General features: G+C 46.6%; 16 protein-coding genes and 1 other RNA gene. 1 reads left to right on the top strand and 16 read right to left on the bottom strand.

Going from position 1 to position 21171, the window contains the following annotated elements; genetic code table 11:
* The first annotated feature begins 161 nt into the window (after positions 1–161).
* Positions 162–3335 (top strand): alpha-mannosidase, encoded by a 3174-nt coding sequence (locus F0220_RS01020; protein WP_105602273.1) that lies wholly within the window; start codon positions 162–164, stop codon positions 3333–3335.
* 109 nt (positions 3336–3444) lie between these two features.
* Here the strand turns inward: F0220_RS01020 and F0220_RS01015 are convergent, their stop codons facing one another.
* The 16 genes from F0220_RS01015 to ssrA form a co-directional block, all read right to left on the bottom strand.
* The gene (locus F0220_RS01015) at positions 3445–4299 is read right to left on the bottom strand and encodes an aldo/keto reductase (RefSeq protein WP_105602274.1); all 855 of its coding nucleotides are present in this window, start codon (positions 4297–4299) and stop codon (positions 3445–3447) included.
* 165 nt (positions 4300–4464) lie between these two features.
* Positions 4465–5709 (bottom strand): macrolide family glycosyltransferase, encoded by a 1245-nt coding sequence (locus F0220_RS01010; protein ID WP_105602276.1) that lies wholly within the window; start codon positions 5707–5709, stop codon positions 4465–4467.
* A gap of 181 nt (positions 5710–5890) precedes the next feature.
* Positions 5891–6340, bottom strand: a complete 450-nt coding sequence (locus F0220_RS01005; RefSeq protein WP_091012056.1) for a hypothetical protein — start codon at positions 6338–6340, stop codon at positions 5891–5893.
* A 314-nt stretch (positions 6341–6654) separates the two neighbouring features.
* Positions 6655–7908 (bottom strand): mechanosensitive ion channel family protein, encoded by a 1254-nt coding sequence (locus F0220_RS01000; RefSeq protein WP_091012054.1) that lies wholly within the window; start codon positions 7906–7908, stop codon positions 6655–6657.
* Between the two features lie 146 nt (positions 7909–8054).
* Entirely contained in the window at positions 8055–8696 is a 642-nt protein-coding gene (locus tag F0220_RS00995) for a polysaccharide deacetylase family protein (protein ID WP_105602278.1), read from the bottom strand.
* A 185-nt stretch (positions 8697–8881) separates the two neighbouring features.
* The gene (locus F0220_RS00990; protein WP_181155614.1) at positions 8882–9757 is read right to left on the bottom strand and encodes a carbohydrate ABC transporter permease; all 876 of its coding nucleotides are present in this window, start codon (positions 9755–9757) and stop codon (positions 8882–8884) included.
* 15 nt (positions 9758–9772) lie between these two features.
* Entirely contained in the window at positions 9773–10642 is an 870-nt protein-coding gene (locus F0220_RS00985; protein WP_091012051.1) for a carbohydrate ABC transporter permease, read from the bottom strand.
* Between the two features lie 148 nt (positions 10643–10790).
* A complete protein-coding gene (locus F0220_RS00980) occupies positions 10791–12104 on the bottom strand; it encodes an extracellular solute-binding protein (RefSeq protein ID WP_105602279.1) in 1314 nt (437 codons plus the stop codon).
* 189 nt (positions 12105–12293) lie between these two features.
* Positions 12294–14072: a response regulator gene (locus F0220_RS00975; protein ID WP_105602280.1), complete on the bottom strand. Its 1779-nt coding sequence runs from the start codon at positions 14070–14072 to the stop codon at positions 12294–12296.
* Positions 14063–16207 (bottom strand): cache domain-containing sensor histidine kinase, encoded by a 2145-nt coding sequence (locus tag F0220_RS00970; RefSeq protein ID WP_223199822.1) that lies wholly within the window; start codon positions 16205–16207, stop codon positions 14063–14065. Before F0220_RS00970 ends, F0220_RS00975 begins: the two co-directional genes overlap by 10 nt.
* A 557-nt stretch (positions 16208–16764) precedes the next feature.
* Positions 16765–17127 carry a hypothetical protein gene (locus F0220_RS00965; protein ID WP_105602282.1) on the bottom strand — a complete coding sequence of 121 codons (363 nt, stop codon included), beginning with the start codon at positions 17125–17127 and terminating at the stop codon, positions 16765–16767.
* A gap of 108 nt (positions 17128–17235) precedes the next feature.
* On the bottom strand, positions 17236–17943 hold the full coding sequence (locus F0220_RS00960) for a uracil-DNA glycosylase (protein ID WP_105602284.1): 708 nt from the start codon (positions 17941–17943) through the stop codon (positions 17236–17238).
* 128 nt (positions 17944–18071) lie between these two features.
* Positions 18072–18998 carry a metal-dependent hydrolase gene (locus F0220_RS00955; protein ID WP_181155615.1) on the bottom strand — a complete coding sequence of 309 codons (927 nt, stop codon included), beginning with the start codon at positions 18996–18998 and terminating at the stop codon, positions 18072–18074.
* Between the two features lie 548 nt (positions 18999–19546).
* Entirely contained in the window at positions 19547–20119 is a 573-nt protein-coding gene (locus tag F0220_RS00950) for an ATPase (RefSeq protein WP_105602287.1), read from the bottom strand.
* Positions 20112–20309, bottom strand: coding sequence for a hypothetical protein (locus tag F0220_RS00945; RefSeq protein WP_105602288.1), 198 nt, complete (start codon positions 20307–20309; stop codon positions 20112–20114). The genes F0220_RS00950 and F0220_RS00945 overlap by 8 nt, the downstream gene beginning before the upstream one ends.
* Positions 20310–20396: 87 nt before the next feature.
* Positions 20397–20761: a transfer-messenger RNA gene (ssrA, locus tag F0220_RS00940) on the bottom strand.
* Positions 20762–21171 lie beyond the last annotated feature (410 nt).

Below are 21171 nucleotides of genomic sequence, written 5' to 3'. Positions count from 1 at the left end.
AGCATGAAATGCAATAAAAATACGTCTTTTTCAGCATACATTACGTAGTTTGCTCCCTTTCCCCTTTGTTATGATAGAGTTGATATGTTAGCGCTTGCAGTATTCTTGCTCCAACGACGACTACAGCCTGTACTTACTACAAACCAAGGTGGGAAACCAACATGAAAATGAATTCCTTGTATACTCGGATCCATACCATAGTTAAACACTTGGAACGTGCACGACTGACCTCAAAGACATATATACCGGAGCTTTATCATAAAGAGAGTGGTTACCACTCTTGGGAACTGGTGCATGAGGACCCTTCCTCCTGGAACGTATTTCGTAAAGGTGATGGCTGGGGCGGTAAAGATGTACACAGCTGCTTCAAAACCCGGATTCGTATCCCGGATCATATGGAAGGAAAAAAAGTCGTATGTACCATTGTCACCGGTGCGGATGATATCTGGAACTATGATAATCCACAATTCCTGGCATTCCTCAATGGAGAACTGATCTGTGGTCTGGATGTGAACCATACGGAAATTGACCTGACACCTGCTGCGGCAAAAGGGGAAGAATTCGAACTGGCTTTATATGCGTACTGTAGTACTTCGGCGGCCGATGTCTTTCTCAATGTCTATGTAGCTGAGCATCATCAGCCTGTCACAGATCTATATTACGATCTTAAGGCTGCGCTCGATGCTGCGGATCTGCTACGTGAGGATGATCTGGAGCGGCTGAATTTGGTCGAACATCTGAATAAAGCCGTGAATCTGCTGGATTTGCGTCAGGAGAACAGCGCAGAATTCCATGCGTCAGTACCTGAAGCGCGCCAATATCTGCAAGATCATGTCTATGGTGATGTCCGCCCTGCTGGTGATCACATCCCTACCGTGCACTGTATCGGACACACGCATATTGATGTAGCATGGCTATGGACATTGGATCAGACTCGAGAGAAGGTCATTCGCAGCTTCGCGAGTGTATTGTATCTGATGGACAAGTTTCCAGAATACACGTTCATGTCCTCTCAGCCCCAGCTGTATGCGTACCTGAAAGCAGACTACCCGTCTCTCTATGAAAAAATCAAGGAAAAGGTAGCCGAAGGCCGCTGGGAAGCGGAAGGTTCGATGTGGCTGGAAGCCGATTGTAACCTGATCTCCGGCGAATCCATGATCCGTCAGATTATATACGGGAAACGTTTCTTCAAGGATGAGTTCGGCGTAGAGAACCGTGTGCTCTGGTTGCCGGATGTATTTGGTTATAGTGCAGCGATGCCGCAGATTATGCGCAAGAGTGGCATTGATTATTTTATGACCACCAAAATTGCCTGGAATGATACGAACCAGATTCCGAATGACACGATGTACTGGAGAGGTATTGACGGCTCTGAAGTTCTAACCCATTTCATCACAGCGACAGACTATGACAAACATCCTGATTTCAGACAACGTCGCTTCGAGACGACTTATAATGGACGATTCAACGCCTCTCAAGTCAAAGGCACGTGGCAGCGATACCAGAACAAAAACATCAATTCAGATGTTCTGCAATGTTTCGGATTCGGTGATGGCGGCGGAGGACCAACCGAAGAGATGCTGGAGCATGGCAGACGACTTGATGTTGGATTGCCGGGTGTGCCTGCGGTGAAACGTACCTTTGTACGTGAGTTTTTCGAGAAGCTGGAGCAAAATCTGGCGGATGTCCCTTCCGTTCCCCGCTGGTCGGGTGAGCTGTATCTGGAGTATCACCGCGGTACCTACACTTCCATGGCCCGCAACAAACGGTACAACCGTCATAGTGAATTTGCACTGGCCGATGCCGAGCTGTATGCCATGATTCATCGTCAGGCCAATGCCCAAGCGGCCTATCCAACTGATGCACTGGAGCATGCATGGAAGCTGACGATGCTGAACCAGTTCCATGATATTCTCCCAGGCAGCTCCATTGAGCAGGTATATGTGGATTCCAAAGAGCAATATGAAGAAGTTCTGCGTGTCACGGATGAGCTGAAAGACAGCGCACTGAACGGCATTGCAAGCCGAATTACATCTGATGGCGAAGCCATTGTGGTATTCAACACCACCGGATTCGTACGGACGGACGTTGTTGAACTGCCTGCTTTTGCGAGAAAAGTGACCGTTCATGATGGAGATCGCCCTGTACCAAGCCAACGTACTCCCGAAGGCGGACTTGTGTTCCTTGCAGAGAACGTGCCTGCATCCGGATATAAATCCTTCCGAATCACACCGGATCTGACAGACGAACTTGTCGCGGGCGTATCGGTTGCGCAGTGGGAAGCCAATCAGCGCCACATCCATACACCTTGGTACGATATTCACCTGAATGAAAGTGCCGAATTCACATCCGTATGGGACAAGCTGGAGGGGCGTGAGCTGCTTCAGTCTGGCAAGCGTGGTAATGTGCTGCAAGTGTTCGAGGATCGACCTGCGGAATATGAGGCATGGAACATTGACGACTATTATGAACAGCATATGTGGGAGATTAGCGACCTGCAGTCACTGGAGTGGGTTGAAAGCGGGCCGGTGCGTTCCGTGTTACATGTGAAGCGACAGTTCCTGGACTCTGTCGTTGAGCAAACGATCATCTTCTACGCGCATACACGCCGGATTGATTTCCGTACGTTTGTGGACTGGAAGCAGGAGCATTTGCTGCTAAAAGCCGCCTTCCCGCTGGATATCTGGAGTGAGAAAGCGGTCTACGAAATCCAGTACGGCAACGTCGAGCGGGCTACCCACCGTAATACGAGCTGGGATCAAGCCCGGTTTGAAGTGTGCGGACAGAAGTGGGCTGATCTGGCGGAGAACGGGTACGGTGCGGCGCTGCTGAACGACTGCAAATACGGATATGACATTCATAACTCGGTGATGCGACTGTCGCTGATCAAGAGCGCAACGTACCCAAATGAAAATGCTGACAAAGAGCAGCACGTATTCACCTACGCGCTCTATCCGCATCAGGGCGACTTCCGTGAAGGACGTGTCATCCAAGCTGCTTATGATCTCAACCGGCCGCTGGTTGCTCGTGAGATTGCATCGCAAACCGGCACGTTACCTGAGTTGTGGTCACTCGCATCGGTCGATCAGGATAATGTCGTGCTGGAGGTTATCAAAAAAGCCGAGAACAACGATGATATGATCATCCGTCTCTATGAAGCACATGGCCGCCGCAGCCGTGCTTCCCTGCAATTACCTGAAGGAGCAGGTGCTACGGCATACGCATGTGATTTGCTCGAGAACAACGAAGCGGAATGCGCCGTGGAAAATGGCCGGATTTCTTTTGATATCAAACCGTATGAGATTCTGACCTTCCGTATCCCTGCGGGACAGTAAGCAGAAATTACGCAACATGAAAAACTGCAACATTGCTTACTATGCTTCAACAATAAAGGGCTGCCTCCTGTCATATCTGACATGGGAGCAGCCCTTTATTTGTCGTTCTTTAAAACTCTTCGTACTCACTTGGGTCCTGATCCCACAACCGTCCATCCGGACGATTAAATGCAGAGATAACCCGCATCTCTTCTGTGCTCAACTCAAAATCGAATATATTAATATTTTCTTGCTGATGCTGCAAGGAGCCCGCTTTCGGAATTGGAATGGAACCCAGCTGAACATGCCAGCGCAGAATGATCTGGGTTGGTGTTTTGCCATGCGTTTCCGCAATCCGAAGAATGTTCTCATCCTTCAGAATATCCTGTACGGCATCATTGCCACGTCCGATCGGACTCCAGGATTCGTTCACGATGCCATGTTTTGTATCCTGTTCCCGCTGATCGGCTTGGTCGAAGAATGGATGTAGCTCAATCTGATTCAGACTCGGCGCTACCCCCGTTTCCTTAATCAGCCGTTCATTGTGCTCAGGCAGGAAGTTGCTGACTCCAATGGATCGGATATATCCACGTTTTTTTGCTTCGATCAGTGCTTGCCATGCCTCGACATACATGTCCTTTTTCGGATTGGGCCAGTGGATCAGATACAGGTCGTAATAATCCAGATCCGCTCTGTACAGGGATTCCTGGATCGCCACCAGTGCTTTATCATGAGCGTGATAACGCCCCGGCAGCTTCGAGGAAATGAGCAGTTCTTCTCTGGCGATGGAGCTTTGTTTGATTGCTCTGCCCACCGTTGCCTCATTCTCATAGTTATACGCCGTATCAATTAATCGATAACCCGCATCCATTGCGAACGCGATCGATTTAACGCCTTCTTCACCTTTTAAACTATAGGTACCAAATCCAATTGCAGGCACTTTCAAGCCATCGTTCAATGTATATTCCGGAATTCGATGATTCATCTGAAGACTCTCCTTTGCAAAAGGTATACGAACAATATGGAAAAAATAATGCCCCTCTCCGTTTATCTACCCCTCCATACGCGCTTGAATCAATTGGAAGCCATCACTCCATTTTAGTCGGGTGACGGCTTCCTCTTCTAGCTCTCATAAAGAACGGTCTCCGTTTCATTCAAACGAAGAGATGGGCGTGGCCGATAACGGTTGATTGCCTATAAAGTTCTTAATGGCCATAGCAGCCTGCTTATACCCGCCAGCATCGCGTAACGTTTTCCCAATAACCTCAGCATGCTCCTTGTAGGAGGCATTACCGAGCACTTCTAATACTGCGTTTCTAAGCACATCGGGTGTAAGGTTATTTTTGTCCACGATAACCCCTGCTCCCAACTCCTGTACCCGGCCTGCTACACGCGGCTGATCCGATGTTAACGGAAGCATAATTAATGGTACATTGTAATACAAAGCTTCGCTGGTACTGTTCATGCCTGCATGTGTCAGAAAAGCATCTACACACTGCAACACTTCCAATTGAGGGACATAGGGTCTTATGATGAAATTGTCAGGAATCAAATCAGCAATGGGCTCTATATCGGTATCCTTCCCAGAAGATAATATAAACTGCACAGGCAAATTACGAAAGGCCGTAAAGCAAAGCTTATAAAAATCAAGATCCTTATTTAAAATGGTTCCCATCGAAATATAAACTGCCTGTTTGTAAAGAGCATGCAGAGACTCGTTTGCAAAGCCTGGCGCATCCTTGCGGGGGATAATCGATGGGCCAGTGAATACAAAGCTGTCATCCAGCTTCTCCCCCATGGGTTGAAAATAACGACTTGTATACACAATCTTCAATTGTCCTGAATGCCCTAAAAGTTCCGCTAGGGAAGGTACAGCCACATCGAACTGGGAAGCTATTTGCTGGGACACTTCCACGATGCTGTTATATAGCTCTTTGACCTCCTCCGTATCATCCTTCAGTTGATTGTCTGATCCAAGAGGCTCCACAAAAACAAAGGTGCTGGTTGAGCATACCGTTGGTATACCTAACTTCTCACCTAGAATTTGTCCTCCCCAGCCTATTATGGAGTCAAAAATGATATAATCGTAGGTTTCATGTTCGATCAGATTCAGAACATCTGGAATAAACCGTTGAATAACTTTTTCCAATATCATATATAAAAATTGGTAAGGATGCTTGAGTTCAAATGGCTTCATACCAGGGTTGTTAAGCAGGGTTGCCTCGTTGAAGGAGTAGGCTTTATATTGTGCGCCTAACGCTTCAATCTTCGTCCGGTATTTTTCGGTACAACAATAGACGACCTCATCTCCGCTCTCTATCAACTCCTTGATTAATCCAAGCGACGGATTGATATGGCCTTCTGCAGGGATCATCACAACTAATACACGTGCCACGGCACTCACCTCCATTAAATTTTCCAATGAACTCAAGTGGGTATATGGTAACCCATTCTTCAAGACCATTGGCTTAAAGAAATAAAACTCTACTACCTCATTGAGGCGGTAGAGTTCCTATTCATGAGACGGAAGCATTAAAGTCTACGATACCTAACGTTATCTTACTCTCACGAGCTGGTCACGGCACCCAGACATCCCTTTTATAAAAGGTTACGCTGTAAGCATCGGTATCGCTGTATCGTCCATCTTTGCTTACCACTTTAAAATATACATTATTGTAGTCGACAAGAACCGTATCCGCTCCTGACGTATTCGTAGAAGAAGCAACCAAATTTCCAGCGCTGTCATAGGCGTACAAATCGTAATCATAGCCGGAAGGAGAACCCAGCACGACAGATTTGCCATGCCCTCTGAATGTAAAGTAGTCTACATCTGTCGGGGATGATAGATAAGACCAAGCACTTCCACCCCAGTAAGCCGGACCGTAGGGAGTGGCTACCGTTTGCGTTGGGATTTTATACGCGGTGCTCAAAGTGTCATTCGACTCGTAATTATCCGCCAAGGCCGTACCCACAATCGATCCTGATAAAAGCGCCATCATAATAGCAGCATACAATGTTTTCTTCATTTCATTCTCCCTCCATTTCTTTTGAAAAGTTAGCACGCCAAAGAGACTTCATGCTTTTCCCTCGTTCATAGACACGCCTGATCAGAAAAAGCTCCAAATCACCCCTTTCAAAATATGGAATTAATTATAATATAATGAAAAATATATGTATTGTCCACTTTTTTTACAGTATATCTGTTTTGTTATCTGTATTGAACCCTATCCCATGAACTTAATCTGTCCGTCTCGTAAATAAATGGCCGAATGGGAAGAACATCTCAACGCAAAAACGACCACCAATATGGTGGCCGTCACATCTATTTTGATAAATCTTCTTAATACTCTCGCGCATATTGCTTATCCTCTTTCAGTTGCACAATGTCATGTCCGGTTGGATTCTGGAAGGCCCGCAGTCCAAATGTTGACGCCACCGCGAAGATATGGTCAAAGATATCCGCCTGAACGTTCTCATACACACCCCAGTTGATATCATTGCTGAATGCATAGATTTCCAGAGGCAGACCGCGATCTTCCGGTGCTAATTGTCGCACAATCATCGTCATATCTTTATTGATTTTTGGATGGTTCCTCAAATATTGATGGATATATTCCCGGAACACACCGACGTTTGTCAGCTGTCTGCCGTTCACGTTGCTTTCGGTATTCACCTCGTGCTCCATGTTGTATGCTTGAATTTCCTTTAATTTTTCCGTGACATAATCAGTCAGGTAGTGAATTTTCTCAAATTCAGCCACCATCTCTTCCGTACAAAAACGGATACTGCTGATATCAATATATATACTCCGCTTAATCCTTCTGCCGCCGGACACCTGCATGCCTCTCCAGTTACGGAACGAGTCCGAGATGAGGGCATAGCTTGGAATCATCGTAATCGTTTTATCAAAATTCATCACTTTCACTGTGTTCAATGTAATGTCGATGACGTCCCCGTCTGCATTATACTTTGGCATCTCGATCCAGTCACCAACGCGCACCATATCGTTTGACGATAGCTGTACACCCGCCACGAGGCCCAGGATCGAGTCTTTGAACACGAGCATTAATACCGCCGATAATGCCCCAAGTCCACTGAGGATAATGAGCGGATTTTGTCCAATCAGGCTGGAGATGACGATAATACCCCCGATAATGTACAGGACGATCTTGGCTACCTGAATGTAACTCTTGATTGGGCGAATCTTCGACACCTCATAGGTACGATAGATATCATCGAATACATTAAGCAAAGCATTCAGTACCGTGATCATGATGACAATCATGTAGGTCATGGCTGCTTTTTCAATTATGGCCTGATAGGGCGAGAAAATATAAGCCGAATAATAGATTATAATGGCTGGCACGAGATGCGACAGCTTCTGAAATAAATTTTTCTGAACCACGATGTGGCCCCACTTGAAACGGTTGTTACTTACAATACGATGCACCGTCTTCAGTACCACTCGCTTGGCAATCACATTCGCCAATATCGAGATCACTGCTATAAAAATAATCATAATGATGTTTGAAAGGTATCCAATGGAGGGTCCACTCATGCCGAGTTCTTCTAGTTGATTTTTGATAAAGTCCATTGTTTCCTCCTGACATAATCTAGTTTAGCCTATTATTATAAAGTAGTTTGAGAGGGCAAGCAAAGTTTGTGCTTTCGCTCCGTTCTTCCTATATAAATTATATATAAAAAGGACCCTGTCATTCAAAGAATGATGGGTCCACTTGATTATGTTATCTTTTCATCCTGCTCACGAGAAATGTCCAGCAGCTCACTCACCGTCACCAATCGATACCCTTCTGTGACCAGTTCCTCCACCAGCACACGAACCGCCTCCACCGTCTGGGAACGATCACCATACCCGTCATGGAATATGAGCACACTGCCAGGTTTGACCGCAGACCGGGTATGCTCCACGATATGCTCAACGCCAGGATTATCCCAATCTTTCGCATCACCGTTGACCGCACCAATCGTGCGATATCCACGCTCCGCTGCCAGAGACAATATATCATCGTTTACGCCAAAATACGGCGGTCGGAAGCTGCGGGCAGGTTGCCCCGTAACTTCTTGAACAAGATGTTCTGCGCGTTGCAACTCTTCCCCGGCTTCCTCCAGCGTCAGCTTGGTCAGGTCCGGATGCGTGTATGTATGGTTTGCGATCTCATGCCCTTCACGGTGTACCTCCGCCGCAATCTCCGGATGAGCCTCTATCTCTTTCCCGATCATGAAAAACGTCGCCTGCCCACCCGCACGACGGAATATCTCAAGTACTTGAGGTGTATACACCGGATGCGGCCCATCATCAAACGTGAACGCCACAACCTTTTCCCGAACTGACTCCTGCTCTACCATCGCGATATTGACCATAAATAATGACCCCTCTCTGCAACTGACTGGCTACATACCCCTTATTATTCCATGTTCATAGACCGCGGTCTAGTCCAGAGATCACACCTTGCGAAATCCCGAATCAAGCCGATACCCACCAGAAAGAGAGTACAGCGAGCGAGCAGCAAGCCCTTCTACCGCCACACCTCCAGTCCAGCCACCAGCTAACCTTTGATTGCACCTGCGATCATGCTCTTCTGCACCTGTTTGTTCAACAGCAGATAGATGACTACAGTTGGCACCGTCGTAATCATCAGTCCCGCACCAATGATGCCCCATTGCGTAATGTACGTTCCCACCATCGACATCATGCCCACCGTCAATGTCTGATAATCCGTGTTATTGATAAACGTGACCGCAAACATCAGCTCATTCCAGCACGACAAAAACGTGAAGATGGCTACCGTTGATATAGCCGGGGTTACTAGAGGCAGAATGATAGAGAAAAACGTCCGGTAGATGCCGCAGCCGTCAATCACCGCCGACTCCTCCATCTCTCGCGGGATACCTTTGAAAAAGCTGCCCAGAATGAATACCGCCATCGGAATGCCAAACGCCACATAGGGAATGATCAGTGACCAATAGCTGTTGAGCAGGCTCAGATTCTTCAAAATAATAAACAATGGCAGCAGCGCCGCATGTATCGGCACCATCATGCCCAGCAAAATAATCGTCATCGTGAGCCCGCTGAGCTTCCAATTCATTCTTGTGATTGCGTATCCCGTCATCGAAGACAAGATCAGTACCAAGACAATGGAGGCCGCTGTGACCAGCACGCTATTCATAAAATAGGTCAGCACATGGCCGTCGGACATGGCTTTAGTATAGTTGCTCCACAGAAACGCCTTTGGCAATCCGGCAACATCGCCGCTGAAGATTTCACTGTTATCCTTCAAGGAAAATAGCGCCAGCCAGATGAGCGGGTAGATCTGCACAATTGCGACGAGGATCAGAAACGCTTGCAGGAACACTTTCCCGATTGGTCCGGAGATGGACCTTGGCTTGGGCTTTTTTTGCAACATGACTTCTACGGTACTCATGCCTCATGCCTCCTTCTATTCCGTTTTGAACAATGAATTAATGAGGATCGTACATACCAGACACTCCACAATGATAAAGACCGAAATCGCGCTGCCATATCCATACCGGAACGTATCAAAAATGGTAGCGTACATCAGCGTGCTCGGCACTTCAGTGGTGTAGAACGGCCCGCCGCCCGTCAGCACATAGATCAGGTCAAACACCTTAAATGCGCCAATGACCGAAAATACAAGGCTCACCTTCAGAATCGGTTTCATCAGCGGGATCATAATGGACCAAGCCGTGCGAAGACGTGAAGCACCATCCATTCGAGCAGCCTCGAGCACATCCTGAGACACGGACTTCGCTCCTGCATACATCAGCAGCATGTGATACCCCACGTACTGCCATAGGGTTGGGATAAAAGAAGCCGCAAGTGCCGTGTGCTTCTGACCCAGCCAATCTTGCGCCCAGTGGGATAAGCCGATATTCTGCAGCAGCACGTTCAGCAGGCCATAATCAGCATTGTAGATTTTTGACCACAACTGGGCAATAACCACCGTTGAGATCAATACCGGGATGAAATACACGGTCCGGTAGAACCCTTCCCCCTTGACGTTGGACGCCAGAATCAGTGCGAGCACCAGCGAGATCGGCAGTTGAATGAACACCGAAGCACCCGCGAATAACAGAGAGTTTTTGATCGAATTCAGCACACGGGTATCCTTAAACATCTCCACATAGTTGTCCAGGCCGATAAATGTCCCCCTGCCTACGCCGTTCCAGTCCAGCAGACTGTAGTAACTGGAGACAAAGATCGGAATAAGCACAATGCCGCAGAACAGAATCAGGGTGGGCAGTACAAAGACGGCGATCGTGCCTTTATTGGAAAATACAGAGTTCATTATTGTTCTCCTCTCAAAGGCGTGACCGGCATATACCGGACCACGCCTCGTTTGGGTTCATCTTCATTGTTAGCAGGCTTCAGCTTGGCAAGCTCAACACGAGCTTACACGTGTATGGATTGATTATGCGCATATTAGCCTGCGCGATCTACAAGCTCAGCTCTGTTGGTTTGAGCTGTGCCATTTGTTTGCAGAACTCCTCAGGTGTTACATCGCCAGCCAGCAACTGGGCAATCAGGTTTTTGTGCGCCTCGGCAGACTCCGCTGGCAGAATGTTATCCCACCACGCGATGAATGAGGTCGCCGTTTTCATAATATCTGCCGCAGACAGATCCAGGGAGGACAGACTGGACGTGTCGAGTGCATCGGTTTTCCAGCTTGGCAGACCGGCTCCGGCCAGGAAACCTTGCGTACCGAGCTGTTCGCTCAGATACATGAGGAATTCCACCGCTTCTTTCGGATGTTTGGTATTCTGGTTAATGTAGAAACCATCCACGGCTCCGCCGAAGATTTCGGTATTTGTGCCTTGCCCATCCTCAAACACCGGGAACGGAATCACTTTCACTTTGCCTTTGACTACGGAGGACGGATCCTCAATTCCTGCATTCACCCAGTTGGCCTGGAACATCATCGCCCCGTTGCCTGCATTGAATGCCCCAAGCATCTCGTCATAGCTCATGCTGAACATGCTGCTGTTGAAAGCCCCTGCTTGCGCAAGCTGCTGCATCTTGGTCGCGGCGGCAACAAAGTCGGGCGAATTCCATTTTGACGGATCTTTAAAGGCTTCCATCACCGCAGCATTGCCTGCCTGACGCATCGCAATAATGTCGTACCAGTACATGCCCGGCCAGCGGTCCTTTTCCCCAATTACAGCTGGAGTGATACCTGCCGCTTTCAGCTTGGCGACTGCATCCAGCAGTTCATTATAGGTGGTTGGAATCTTGGCACCCGCCTGCTCGAACAATTCCGTATTCACGTAAAGGTTGGCGATATGTGTGTACACGGGCAATGTGTAGATTTTGCCGTCCATATTGATCGCCTCAGCCATCCCCGGGCCCATCCGTTCTTTGATATCGTCCGTCAGGTAACCTGAGATTTCCAGCACATTACCGGATTTGATGTAAGGCTGCATGAAGCTGCCGCCGCCCATGCCATAGAACAGGTCCGGCGCTTCACCAGCTGCAATCGATGTTTTGACTTTGGTTTTGTACTGTTCTCCTGTTGTGCCCGTACGTTCAACCTGAATGTCTGGATGCTCGCTGTTCCATTTCTCCACAATCTCGGGTAGCAGCTTGGCCGAAGGATCGGTATTGCCGACCGATTGATCCCACAGTGTCAGCTTGATCTTGCCATTACTTTCCCCCTGTGCACCGCCGGACGAATCGGTTGAACATGCCACCAGACTGCTTACAATGCCCAGCGTCAGAATTAGACTTGCCGATTTTTTTAATAGCGCTTTCATATCTACGGACCTCCCTATGTGTTTTCGTTGGTTCTAGCCCATATTTTAGGCAAACTGTGCTTTGTTCTCCATTTAGAATACAGGCATCGATTTGTAATTTTCGAACATATGTGGAATTGGAACCGGAAGCGGGTTTATGCTCAGACCTTCGCCGCACTCCCCCAACACTCCAGACTACATTCTCGTTTTTCATGTTTTTACATTTCGATATTCATTCATGGATCGGCCGATATGTTTTTTGAACAAGACGCTGAAATAGTGTGGGTCCGGGATGCCTACCTGCTCCCCAATCTCATAACCTTTCATATCCGTCTGTTTCAGCAGTAGTTCAGCCTTCTTCATGCGGAGTTGGGTCAGATATTCAACAAATGTCTGCCCGGTTTCTTTTTTCATCAGCCGCCCCAGATGGCCCGAACTTACGTAAAAAGCAGCCGCAGTGCTGGAAAGCCCCACTTCCGTATTGCCCATGTTCTCTTCAAGATAAGCCATGACCCGGTCGATCAGGTTGCCTTCCTTGGCCTGTCGCTTGGCTTGTATGACATCCGATACGGTGCGGACATGCTGCTCCAGCATACTTTTCAGTTCGGGCAGATGATTTGCTGTAAAAATGGCTGCAACGGCCTCTTTGTTCAATGCGTCCTCTCCCTCAAGTTGCTGCTCTATGGCAGCACGCTGGCACTCCGTAACCACATCCATGGCTGCCATCCGAAACTGTGAAACGTCCGAGAATGGCACAGACAGCATTCGCTCCAGTAACAATACCGCTTCTTCCCCCGCACCAACACTCACGTTAAATTGCAGTTGTTGGAGCAGCTGAGCATTCGAGTGGTAGGGCCTATTCCCGCTTTCGATGACCAGATCCTCGAAGCAAATAACCTGATTTTTCCCTACAAACGCCTGATAATCGAGTGCACGACAAGCTTCCCTGTATCCCACACAAGCCTTTCCCCATCCTGATTGCCATTGCCCAATCCCTACGGTCACATCCACTTCGCACCCTTCGAATTTAAGCGTATGTTGAAGTTCTTCCTGAAGCTGCTGCACCTGATTGGCAAATTCCGTATCCGTACCAAGCGAAAGAACAACGATCCGGTTATGCGGATCCATGACGATAATGGTTTGCGAATCCTGCGGATAAAATGCCTGCACCTGCTTCATGCCTACCATTCGGAGCAAAATATGTATTTCCTCAGCCGTTTGTCGATAGGCTTCTGTCTGATGCTGGCTTAAATGGGTTTGATCTTGTTGAGGCTCTCGTTGAACTTGGCTGAATTGGTGGGGTTGAAGGGCTTGATAAGCTTCATGAACTTGATGAGATGTCTCGGACAGATGTGGACTTGCCTCTGGCTCAGTTATCTTCCCTTGTGAGACAACACCCTCTACCTCCATTACTGCGATGCGTAATCCCGGTTCACTGGACGAGATAGGAATGCCGAAGAATCGCGCCTTCTCGTGTAGTTCATCCTCAGGCACCATGTGACTTAACCATTGATTTACAAACCTCTCCCTGAGATAAGGCAAGCTCTGCTCCATCTCCTCCCGCAACTTCATCAGCTCGTACTCGCGCCCGACCTCCTGCTTGATTAACGCTCGCAGCTTCGTCGTAACCTGTAATAACTCAGAAGCACGGATGGGTTTCAAAATAAAATCGGATATGCCCAGCTTCACACTCTGACGAGCATATTCAAATTCATCATGTCCCGTCACTACCACGATTTTTATGTTCGGGTAACGCTCCATGAGAATGCCGCTCAGTTCAATACCGTCCATCTTGGGCATGTATATGTCCGTGAACACGATGTCTGGACGCAATAGCTCCACCTGATCCAAAGCCTCCGCAGCATCGGAGGCCTCGCCAACGATGAACATACCTTGCTGTTCCCAATCGATACGCATACGCAGCAGATTTCGGATGAGGTATTCATCGTCCACAATCAACACCTTTAAAGGTTCTAAAGTTAATTCCATGATTCATCAGCTCCCTTCGGGATCGTTATCATAATGGTGGTTCCTTTTCCAACCTCGCTCTCCAGCTTGAGTCCATCCTCTCTGTCATAAAAAATGCGAAGCCGCTCCATCGTCCCCCATAAGCCAAAGCTTGGATTGTGTTTAGAGTTATAGGTAGGATTAGAAGTATTAGAAAGATTAATTGAATTAGAGGGGTTAGATGAGTTAGTTGAGTTAGTTGAGTCAGAACGGTTAGAACTGTTTATTTCTTTGCGGTGAACCTGCTGTATCTCTTCCTCGGACATGCCGACTCCGTCGTCAGTAATCGTTAGAAGTACTCCCTCCTTGGATCGACGAGCTTGAATGCGTATCTTGCCTGGGCTGCCTTTGGGACGAATACCATGATACAGTGAATTTTCCACCAGTGGCTGGAGCACAAGCTTGGGAATCATCACCCGTTCACAGCCTGACTCGATATCGTACTGCACCTCAAATACACCGGGGTATCGCACCTGCTGGATCGTCAGATAATTGCGTACAATCTCTACCTCCTCGTGCAGTGTAATCAGTTCACGGCCTTTGCTGACACTCAGGCGATAGTAACTTCCGAGCGCTTCTAACAGCTCACATACCTTATCGTTCATGCCCGACATGGCCAGGGAGGTGATGGAATCCAGTGTGTTGTATAAAAAATGCGGCTTGATCTGCGCCTGAAGTGTATTCAGCTCTGCACGGCGGATCGTCTGCTGCTCCTGAATAATGCGTTTCAGCATCTGGTCAATCTGCTCAATCATCTGGTTGTATCCTCCATATAGCTGTTCGAACTCGTAGCTGTTCAGCTCAACCGTCACTTTACGGAAGTTGCCACTTGGCGCTTTCTGCATGGCACGAAGCAGCTTGTGAATCGGATTGATGACACTGCGCGAGATGATGAACGAACTGACAAAAAAGACAGTTCCGTTCACCGCCAGCAGGATCAATGCGAGCAGCACCATGGATTTATTACGAGTATCGGTAGCCCGGTATGGACTCATGCTGATGAATTTCCACTGATCATCACCAGCCGAACGATAGGTCACCGCATATTCCTGACCACCTGATTGCAAGGTGATGAAGCCGGAGGGCTGCTCTTGAAAGGTTTGTTTTAACTTGGCCTGATTGGCCTCTAACATCTCGTGCATCCCTTCCTGTCCAGAAGCCGCAGACATGGATTCGTCGGATACCGTAGGCACGCCCTTCTTCCCATCGGTTGCGTTGGTTGCGATCACCCGCTGATGCTCATCCAGAATGGCCACCTGAAATGAATCCGGTGCAGACAGGTTAGCGTAGGCTTGCGCGATGGATGCCCCCTTGATGTTCATGACCAGAAAGCCAAGTGGAGACGTATCATCCAAATCGCGAATGAGGCGAATAAATGAGACCACCTCTTGCCCATCATTCTCCCCCTTGGCCGAGACTCCGCTATCGTTGCCACCATTCAGCCTGAGCAGATATCGTCCGTTGTGCTTCAAAGCCTGTTCGTACCACGGCGCTTCCTTCACATTCGCTTCCATAAACGTTGGCCATTCCTGTGTACCGACCGAGAATCGGTGACCCGAATTATCGTAAATATAGACTGAATCGATAATTGGAACCGCTTGCATAAGATTAGTCAAATACGCGCTAACCTTGGACTGTGTCTGTAAATTGGAGTACACATTGCCCTGCCGCAGCAGGTTCTGCAAGTTGGGATCGGAGAAAATCATCTTCGAATAATTGTTCACGTTCCCGATCATCAGATTAACATTGGTCTCAATGGATGTGATTGTCTGCAGTGATGCTTCATTAATCTTTCGCTGCGCGTCATTTTCCGAGATTCGATTCAGCACCAACGCACTGAACGCCACCGTTAGCAGAATAATGACAAAGTAGGCAAACGGGATTTTAAAAGCCAGCGTCTTGGGTTTGCGTTGAATAAACTCTTTGAAACGGGGAGTCCACGTCTTCTTCATTGCACTGGGGGTTGCTTTTGCATTTGCGTTTACTTCTGCATCGGTCTCAATATCTGATTGGGTCGTTGCTTTTGCTGTTGCTTTCGCTTCAATCGTTGCATCTTCTTCTGTCGCTTCTGCTACTCCTGCTACCTCTGTTGTTGCATCCTTTGCTCTGTTTTGCACTGTAAACCTCCTTTGGTTCCGAGGTGTGATGGGTTTAACGGTTGGGATCGGATGACCTGTTGTGACACCCACCACTATCTCGGATTTTATACAATTGTATATTATAGGACGGTGTAAGGAGGAGGCTCAATTCTTTTTATCGCTTGGGGATGACATGACTGAGTAAAGTAGAAATGAGGATTTGGGAAGACGGTTGTTGTGAATACTTCGGGTATGGGCCCCCTGACTTGAAACCCCAAGGAGCACTGCTTTATGAAATTTCGGAGGTACAGATAATAAATTGTGGTTTGTGCCGGATGGAGAATGATGCGGGGGACGCGGAAGATCTTAATATTAAGAGACGCTGATATGATATGCGCTACTTTTGAGCAGAATTACGATATGTACGAGCATGCACAAATCTTACTATGGGCCGTGTGTGGATCGAGTGGTTAAGGTTGGGAAATTAAATCATCGTTTTCTTGTATGATGAATTTAAGTGAGGAAAGTGTCGAGGGCACACCGCCCTCAGGCTGGAGAAGTACCGTTCGTTATGGTAAGAAACAGCAAAATCGTGATCAAAGCGAGAATTCGGTAATGCCTTTTTTGGAGGCATATTTCAGCGTGTAGCTTCCTTCTGTGCCATATGGCATCGTAGCGATTTGGATGCGGGTGTAATCCAGCCGACTCTCTCTCAGCACTTTTTTAATTAGAGCTATGCTCCGATCTTCGTCCGTTACCACACAGAAAATGTTCATTACATATTCCTTTGGATCAGCCACACGGCTACCCAGATCACATCCATCCACCTCTCCCAACTCCGCCTGGATCAGAACGGTTTCCAGATATTCCATTACCTTTTCCTTCAACCAATGATCTCGTTTGCTGCCCTGCGCGCTCTTCAGCGGATATTGCACCACAAGCCAGTATTTTTCACTCATTTAGCTTCACCAACCAATCTTTATAGGATAGGGCATTACGTTATGTGCGGACACTTGAACAATAAGAAATGCACATGTTAGCCTTACATTCCTCCAGTTCAAAATGAGCTAGATAATGGACCTTACTGCTTTTTGGAATTGTACTGCCCTCCCGTTTGCAGGGTGGGGAACATGATGATGTTTAATGAGATGGGCGCTTAACGTGTCTGCTGACTTTCTGCCAATAGCCACGATCTGAGCATCAGGATTCAGTTGCATAAGCTGTCTCGCGAACAACACACCTTCCTCCAACTCTGCCAAAGTCGGCGTTCGATTCGTCATCCTATTTTCAGAAGATTGATAGGGATGAAAGGGATAGATGTTCCAAAATATAAAGTCCGTTGGTTTCCACCTTGAACTGGATAACACTTCGTCCCATATGATGGATGCTGTCGGTTCTGCGAATCCATACAGCGCCTGACTGCGGTTAGGTTTGGCGATATTGGGCAAGCTCGTTCGGACACCCGGCTCACCTGAAAAAACCATCTGGTGATTCACCAGCGAATGATTCCCGGTAACCATTCGTTCGGACGTTAAAGGTACGCCGGAGAACCTTGCCCCTTGATATCCCACAGCTTCCGCAATAAATATGTACCGAGCCTTGCACATTCTTGGTTCGAAATACCTGACCAAATGTTCCGACCGAATCTTTACCGCTTCTGGGCCGATATCATAGCCCTTCACATAATCTCTCCAAGGATTAATCACATTTACTGGCGACACATATGCTTGTATCCCTGCAACAAACTCGTGAATCTCTTGCTGCGTTTGGCTCATTTATTTGCCACCTTTGGGAGATACAGAGTATATCGGGCTAGCATCAGCTTATTTTACAAAGATTATATCATAAACCAAAAAACCACCAACCAGAACGCTGGTTGGTGGTGGACAGAAGCCGTAGTAAACTATTGCGGTATAACTTCTTCCCACTGACCATTGGTGGTTTCTTTGTAGGTAAGAAGGTTTCCATTATACTTTCCTTCAATAAAGTTAGAACCCGCTTCTTTCCATTCCTTAGTAACAGATAGGACAACTTTAGAATCCTGTGAATTTATTAAAACGTATTTCCCTCTTGATAAATTAATCTCAAAGGCTACTGGATAAAAATCGTACCAGAATAGTTTGTCTGACTTCTCTCCCAGTATACCCGCATCACCACCTTTAGAGAAATGAGGACTGATGACTCGAAATCTGAACTCCAACCATTTTCTGGGATCTAAAGGAAATTCATAATGACTATCGGGCTCCACTATAATATATGACTTTTCAGGAACCGGGTGTTGAACTTGAACTTTGTGCTCAATTATTTCTTTTGATATTATTCGAAAAACTAAATATACCACTATAAATAGTATCGAAGTAATTACGGGTAATTTAGGCCTGTTCCTCAAAAAAATACTCAATCCAAGACCAATAATTAACGGAAACCATATCCATGGATCTCCCAATGTAATGGCACCCATAATATATGATTTATCACTCAAGGGATAGAATGCTGGTAAATCATGTCCCATATAGTCTAAAAATAAGTGTCCAAACAAGACAGACAAAATAGAAGATCCCCAGATTAATTTGAGACTTGTCTTTTTATAGAACAGTTTTGTCAAATAGGCTATTCCTAAAGCTAAAAGGGGTGTAAACAATATAGAATGGGACCACGGAGCTACACTTCTATCCCCAAAAATATCAGGAATTATTCCACACAGTGCACCCGAACATAGACATATCATAAGATCTTTCCATGTATCCCTTGGCAAAAAGCAGTATGCAATTACCGCCCCAAGAAGAGCATGTGATAGAACATGAAAAAACAAATATAAGTACGGATCCAAAATAACTACTCCTTTACTCTGTTAGCATCAAAAAATATGATATTTAATGTTAAAAATTATAAATTAGTTTTTCATATAAAATACCCTGAGAGTCGGACCTCTTCCAAAGGTCTGCGGGGAGTAGTCTCCGTTTGGATGTATCCACTCTACTCTCTTAGATCTAAATTCGCGTACCAAGTCAGCATAGTCTCCACACAAGCAGGATCCAAAATCTATTAAAATCCCCATAAAAATGGATGATCCGTATGTATTTTCTATTATCATAATTTGGTCTAGCTAAAGCAGGCTATAGATACCTATATACGTTTCAGAGCCTAAATGTACCTGATATACTTTCCGGGAGCTACTCCCGACCTACATATACCTAAATTTCCTCCATTTATATAATTTAGGTTATTATATCATAAAATAAAAATCCACCAACCAGAACAATGGTTGGTGGATTTTGCTAACTTTAATGGAGTTGAGGGGGTATCGAACCTTTGACCCGAAGATAACAGCACATAAGCTTCTACGAGTGTAGTCACAGTTTTAATGTCACCCAAGTATCAGTAACCCGTAAGAACAGGATTAGCCCACGCAGGTATGGACTCAACACAATAGATCAAATCACTCTGCATGATTTCCGCAACAATTAAAGGCTCATATGTATTATCAATAATAGTAACCCGATCTGCGATGGCTAGAGCCGGTTTAAGGTTCTTCAATGACTCACCATATCGATAACGAATGTCTTCTTCTGCAATCCAATGTCCACCTTGTTCAACACGAGAGGCTACACGATCTATATGCATTTGAACATCCTCAAGACCGATATAGTAAACGACAATTTCATAATTGTTTTCTTTTGCTATTTCCATATGTTTTAAAACAAATGATCCGGACAATGTCGTTTCAATAGCGAAGTTTACACCACTTTTAATGAGTGATCGGATTCTTTTTACAGCTTCCCTGCCAGCAGACAGATCAGCACTACGAGGATTCTCTGGCTTTAACTCTCTTGCAATCTGATCAGGATCAACCAGTTCACCAAGCCACTCTCTCATTTGCATGCTAAGTGTACTTTTCCCTGCTCCATTGGTGCCCGCAAACACAGTCATGACTGGTCTAACTTCACTCATGATAATCAAACTCCTGGCGTTTCCCAGTAGCATCGAATATAATTTCGAATTTATTACCTTCAGCATCCTCACGAACGCGTTTGTTATTCTTTATATAATAAATAGAAGCACCAGACTCTTTAGCCTGCTTCCTTGCATGTTGATTTGCTTTTTTTAAAATTGCTTGGAGCTGTTCTCGATTTTCAAACATCTTGAGTCCCCCAATCTAAATTTATGCTTATTATATCATAAACTGAAAAACCACCAACCAGAACACTGGTTGGTGGTTTTTGCTTACTAATGGAGGCGAGGGGAGTCGAACCCCTGTCCGAAGATAACGACACATAAGCTTCTACGGGTGTAGTCACAGTTTTGATGTCACCCGAGTATCGCCCCGTAACCGGCTATACGTTGGGTCAGCCTGATTGTCTTCTTCAGCACACCCCAGGCGGAGATGTGACAGCGTATCCCACTACTTGTTAGCCCCTAATCCTGTCACATGGGCGATGCAGGTTAGAAGCACGCACACAGTTTCTTAGGCTGCGAAAGCGTAGTTTGTTTGTTGTTTGCCGTTTAATAGGCTTTAGCGTTGATGAAGCGGACGCGTCCCCACTACCCGCTACCCATGCTCGAACTATCCCCGTCGAATCCATAAACGCCCCCTCAATTAAGAAGGGCTCCAGGATTAATCCGTGAATACGGAGCAAAGGTGCTGCACATCTTTTTCCTCCAAGGTAAAAAGATGCTTCTTTCAAACTCGGCATTCCTGTCTGCTACATGAGTAATCATAACATAGAGCAGCAAGCCGATATAGTACAGATTGCTGGAAGACATTCCAGCAGGCTGAGCACGTATACAAAGTTATCCAATACAACAGGCTCAATCGTCTACATATTATACCGCGTCACCCATCGGAAGTAAAGTTACCCAGATCGGCTCACGAACAACGGCACCTAAGTATTTTACCCACGATTCAGGCAAACTACGCAACAGCTGATAATTTTGATTCATCACTACGCCATATTCCATGCCCCTACTTACTTCTTCTACACATATCACAAAAATTCAGTTTA

This window comes from Paenibacillus sp. 37 (assembly GCF_008386395.1).
Taxonomy (GTDB): domain Bacteria; phylum Bacillota; class Bacilli; order Paenibacillales; family Paenibacillaceae; genus Paenibacillus; species Paenibacillus amylolyticus_B.
This window is presented reverse-complemented; position numbering and strand designations above follow the sequence as displayed.